4 protein-coding genes and 1 pseudogene are annotated in these 5,425 nt (G+C 42.9%); all 5 read right to left on the minus strand.

What is annotated here, in order from left to right; genetic code table 11:
• Nucleotides 1-250 precede the first annotated feature (250 nt).
• Nucleotides 251-1,000, minus strand: a complete 750-nt coding sequence (locus tag BCT81_RS21265) for a DUF481 domain-containing protein (RefSeq protein ID WP_102425741.1) — start codon at nucleotides 998-1,000, stop codon at nucleotides 251-253.
• Nucleotides 1,001-1,168: 168 nt separating this feature from the next.
• Nucleotides 1,169-2,065, minus strand: a complete 897-nt coding sequence (locus BCT81_RS21270) for a hypothetical protein (protein WP_102425739.1) — start codon at nucleotides 2,063-2,065, stop codon at nucleotides 1,169-1,171.
• Between the two features lie 277 nt (nucleotides 2,066-2,342).
• Nucleotides 2,343-2,632 (minus strand): annotated as a pseudogene (locus tag BCT81_RS21275) (putative quinol monooxygenase).
• Between the two features lie 192 nt (nucleotides 2,633-2,824).
• Entirely contained in the window at nucleotides 2,825-4,195 is a 1,371-nt protein-coding gene (locus BCT81_RS21280; RefSeq protein ID WP_102425740.1) for an endonuclease/exonuclease/phosphatase family protein, read from the minus strand.
• A gap of 280 nt (nucleotides 4,196-4,475) precedes the next feature.
• The coding region (locus BCT81_RS21285; protein ID WP_102425742.1) for a fatty acid desaturase at nucleotides 4,476-5,425 on the minus strand (950 nt) is incomplete at its 5' end.

A 5,425-nucleotide genomic window follows, 5' to 3' on the forward strand; every position in this document is an offset into this window, starting at 1 on the left:
CAACATCGGTTTAGTATTGGTGGGCGGCTTAACGGTCGGAACTTTCTTCTCACTGTTTTTGGTACCTGTCGCGTATGTTGGGATGGCAAACTTAAAGCAGATGGATGTGCTAGCACGCGTGAGGTCAAAAACAGCGTAATGGTAAATCAGAGATAGAAGTTAATCGCTTTTAGATACTTTTAAGGCCCTCATTGTGAGGGCCTTTTGTTATCCGGAGTTGCGATATTGGGGGGCAGAGCAAACAGTATCGTTAGAAATCGTAGTTTAGATTCATTGAACTATAGATCTCGCTATTGCTTTGGTCTGAGGCAACAGTGGTGTTATAGATGTATTCAGTATCGAAGGTGAGCGCTAAGTTACCCATCAGAATGTTCTTTAGATAGCCTTTAAGGTTGTAGTTCGTGTTTTCCTCACCATAGGCCATATTAGCCGTAGCACCCATAGAAAACGTTTTAGTGAGCGTTAAGGAGCCATCGATACTGGCATTAGCAATAAGTTCGTAGTTCTCTTTGTTTGGAAACTCTTCATCAGAAGATTGGCGTTTACTGATTCGATAACCCGGCCCCGCGGATGCTTGAAGCTTGATTCTCTCTGTATCGTAGAAATGGCGACCAAGCCCAGTAGCGGTAATGAACTGCTTACGATAGGTGCCATAGTGGTCGTGCTCAAAACGTGTTGTGGCAACTAAATAGGTGACGTCATTCAAGTCATAGCTAATCCCATAATTAGTGGTATAGCGATTCGTTCCATCTTCATCATTTTCAGCATCCGTGTAATAGGTATCGAACTGCACGCGTTGTCCCCAATTTTCCTTTTTGTAGCCTACGGATATTCCGGAATTGATAGACAAGGATGAACTGGTGTTCTGAGAGTATATAAACCCCAACTTAGTTAACGTCGTGAAAGGGGATTCCTCTTTTTGTTCTTCCTTAAATACAGGTTCATCGACAAATTCGGTCTCTTCTGCGAATACTTGTGCCGATAAAACCAAAGCGACCAAAGGTAAGGTGTTGAAACAACGTCTGCCTAGAGTTGTATTAGTTGAAGGGTGTTTTGTTGTTGAAATAGAGTAAGTCGGCATAGCTGGTAAGTTTATTCGTGGTCTCACACAGCTAACAATGTGTTAGCCATGTGAATTGTCAGAGAGTAAATCGGAAATTCGAGTGAATTACGACGCGATAGGCAAAGGAGAGAAGATGGTTTGAATTGCTGAGAAACCGTCTCCTCGATGAGGATTAAAATCTTCTAGGTGTACGAAGAATTCGAGTATCTCTGAGGGCTTGTCATCTTCAATTAATAAGAACTCGAGTAGCCCTTTTTCAATATGACACGATAGAATGGTTTCATTGGATTGACCCGCTGAAACCTGTTCAACATTGATCACGACACTTGATTCAGGCAATACATTGAAAGAGTCCTGAGCACATTTAAGAACACAGCTACACACATATTCTCGATATAGGATATTACTTTCCGGTATGGGTAGGCTTTCTAGTTTTACCTCACCTTGGCACAGCACTTTTCTCTCTTTAGGGATGACATTATCCTTATTCACCTGAATATTGATCTCTAACAGATGACCATTTTTGTAAGTATTAAAGTTATGGTTGATCAGTTTTGTTTCGACTACCGAGGCGTTGATAGGATTCTGTTGTGCTTCTGAAAGAGCGGTCAGTTTGGCTTCGCTATCGTTATTCAGAACACCCTTTGAAAGCTGGTTCTTCTTGGCCCAGTAACTGTAGTTCTGTACCCAATGCACAAACTCAGTTTTGTAATCTTCAATATCTTGTTCTGCAGCGCGTTTAACGTTCTTAGTAAGAGCATGCAGCTTTGATTTATTCCCCAATAACATATCCAACCAATTAGGTTTGTAATCATCGAGCGCTTCCATCGCTTTGACTTTATGGTCGAAGTGAACTGTTGGCATTACAGGAGCGGGCTCCATAGCCATCGACTCCCAATTCACTTTTGGCGTCGGAATGGTATGAACAGATTGGATTAAGTGCAGGTGTTGATTGAACATGGCCACTTCACTGACCGCGTCCTCAAGTTGTTTGGTATTCATCTACATTCCTGTCGACGGTTATTTTGTCATTTGTCGCTCATTTTATTGTCAAAGGTCGCGAACAGTATTTAAATGAATGTGATTGATCTTTCGTGAGGTTGCTTGATATCGGTTTAGGAATATTTGTCTGTAGTGCAGGTCGTTTTTGAAGACGACAGGTGAAAAACAGTACAGAGAGGAAGGTGCTGAACCCACTCGGAAAAGTGAAACTCACCAGAAAAAACGAAGCCCTGCTTTAAGAGCAGGGCTTGTTTATGAATCAGTAGTAAACCGCGTATCAGGCGATATGTGTCATTCGATTGATAACGAATGACTCGATACATCCCTCAGTCGCCGCAACGTAGTCTGCAATATGCTGACTTTCTAGATGCTTTTCAAGCAGAGCCTCTGACTCCCAATTCTCATGAAACACAAAGTGCGCCGGGGTGCTGTTGTCTTGATGGAGGTCGTAGTTGATACAGTCTTCTTCAGCACGGGTTTTATCGATTAGTTTGATCATCTCTGATTTTACAAACTCAACCTTCCTTCTTTACAGACGATTGTCGCAATAATGGTTAGCGTAGTCATTGTGAATTCCTAGGGCAATAAATCTAGTGGTCCGAGTAATATAAGTATCTATGAATTAAAGAAAAAGAATCGAGGTATCCAATGACTATGGTTATTGGTGTCCATAATCCTTTTGGCGATGACCAGACTATTGGTGAGTTACGCCCATAAAAATGCCCGACACTAAGCCGGGCATCTTGAAAAGTGAACAAATTAGTTACTGAAATCAGCCTTTACCCAGATCATTCGGTGATCAGAGGATACGTCCTTGCCGTTACCATAGTCACCAATTCGAGAGTCATTGAATAGCTTGCGTCCTTCTTCATACGAAGCTGCCCAGTAAACATCGGATTCAACAATGTTGAGTGTTGCTGAAGGCAGTGCGTAGTCAACCGCAAGACCAAATGTTGAAGTGATACGGTTCGGCTGTGGGTGAGACGATGATTTATCTACCGCATGTTCAGCCGCACCATAACTTGTTGGATACAAGCTACCATTGGTGACATCTTGGTTAATTAATGCATCATTGTGCAAGTCTTGCATTACAGAGCTAATACCGTCGCCATCAACAGGATCTAGGTTTTGATCACCCATCATGACAAAGTGCTGACCTTGCTCTAATCCGCCAGTTTTTCCTGAGTCGTCATAGATGAAAGACTTGTTTTGGATATATTGGTGCCAGAAGTCGACTTCTGCTGCGTTTTGCTCGATGTTCTTACCTACGTCAAAAGCCGGCGGAGTAGGGTGTGACATCAGTAAGTGAACGGTTTCTGTACCATCTTTGGTAGGGATTAGGATTGGTGCATCAACGTGGTTCTTTGAAGATAAACGAACTTCTTCCCACTCTTCAGCTGAATACCATTCATCGCCGCAAACCATACCGGTTGGGAACTTACTAGGATCATCGCAAACAGTGATTGTTGGAATAGTGGCACCTTCGAGATCTTTCCATTTAAATTCTTGGAATGTACGAGTGTTGGCAGTGTCTATCTCATATTTAGACATCAGAGCAAACGCGTATTGACCATGGTACAAACCAAAGCCCCAAGCATCTCCAGGTAATGTGCCCGCGTTGCCGTCGTTGTCTAGGTCAAAGCCAAATTCATTCAATAAGCCCGTGTTGGTAGAGTAACTTTCAAAGTAAGGGTATGAAATTGGTTCTAGGTTCGCGTCGCCACCAGCACCGTCAAGGCTTTGCGCAACCGAAAGGTAGTTCTTCTGGAAGCCTTCTAGTGCTGACTTGTCCCTTCCAGTACCGTCATTGTTAAATTCGGCCATCATCAGAACATCAGGACGATTCTTTTGAATCACAGCTGCTACGTTACGGATTTGAATCACTTTTGCTGCCGTCTCTTTGTCAGCCGCACTAATTGTATTGTTCAGATAGTCAGATACAAGAACTGCTTGAGCGCTTGGTTCAATCTGCATCTCTGTTACAAGGTCTTGGAAGGTGGCACGATCAAAAGACAGGTTAAAAGTCGCGATCTTAACTTCTTCAGGTTGAACGTAATCGGTATCGCTGCTGCAACCAATCAAAAGAGCAGAAGAGATGGCGAAAGCGATAGATGTTTTTAACAATTTCATAAAGTGGGTCCGCTAATTGCTGAAAGAATTTTGGGACGCGCATGGTATGAGACGAGGGTTAAATTGTAAGTGATATTGATCACGCTAAGTGGCGTATTAATACATAGTATTGCATCAAAAATGTGACAAATGGAACCAGTATTTATGATTTGAAGAAAAGCTTTAAATTCAGATGTTTAATTAGAGCTGTAAATTAAAAAAGCCCTCATGCTTTGCACGAGGGCCTTCGAATAAGAACCAAACAGTATTGTTATTGGTGTGTTAAGTATACTGCTTTATTTTAAGCGTATTGCTCGACCGTCATCGCCCAATTTTTCTTTTGCTGTTCGAAGTTCATCTTGATTTGCTGATAACGAACCTTAAGCACTGAATGTTCGTACTTTTTCACAACGTCTTCGCGCTTGCTTTCTAGTAGCTGCTTTTTGACTTCGTAATATTCATTCATATTGGATACAAGAGAGTCAAATTCTGCCTGCAGTTTCTCCGCGATTTGAATGTTATCCGCACGATGCATAATCTTCTGCTGCGTGCGTTTTAATAGCATTGCCGCTTCGGCTTTTTCAATGCGTGCTTGAGGGGTCTTCTTAAGCTTACTCGCCAACCCCATCAACGAAGCACTCTTAATCAGCCATTTCGTTGGATCATATTGCCACCAGTAAATGCCGTTACGGTAGTCGTTCTCAAAGATATGGTGGAAGTTGTGGTAGCCTTCGCCAAAAGTAAGTACGGCAAGCACACCATTATCGCGTGCTGTGTTCTTGTCGGTAAAAGGTTGACTGCCCCAGATGTGCGCAAGAGAGTTAATGAAGAATGTGGTGTGGTGGTTAAGTACCAAACGAACCGCACCTACGATTAACAGCATGCCAATCACATCGCCATAGATCAGGCCCAATGCGATAGGCACACCAAAGTTCATGATGAGCGCAAGAAGAATGTAGTGTTTGTGCTGCCACATTACGATCTTGTCTTTCTTCAAGTCGCGGCAGTTCTCGTGATCTTTATAGATAGACGTGTTGTAGTTGCGAATCATCCAACCGATGTGTGAGTACCAAAAGCCACGCTTTGCAGAGTATGGATCTTTGTCGTTGTTATCGACATGCTTGTGATGAACACGGTGGTCTGAAGACCAATGAAGAGCACTATTTTGTAAGGCAAAGGCACCGCCCAAAGCAAATAGGAATCTGAGGCTCGAATGCGCTTCAAAGGCTTTGTGTGACCACAAGCGGTGAT

Source organism: Vibrio sp. 10N.261.52.A1 (assembly GCF_002876325.1).
GTDB classification, from domain to species: Bacteria; Pseudomonadota; Gammaproteobacteria; order Enterobacterales; family Vibrionaceae; genus Vibrio; species Vibrio chagasii.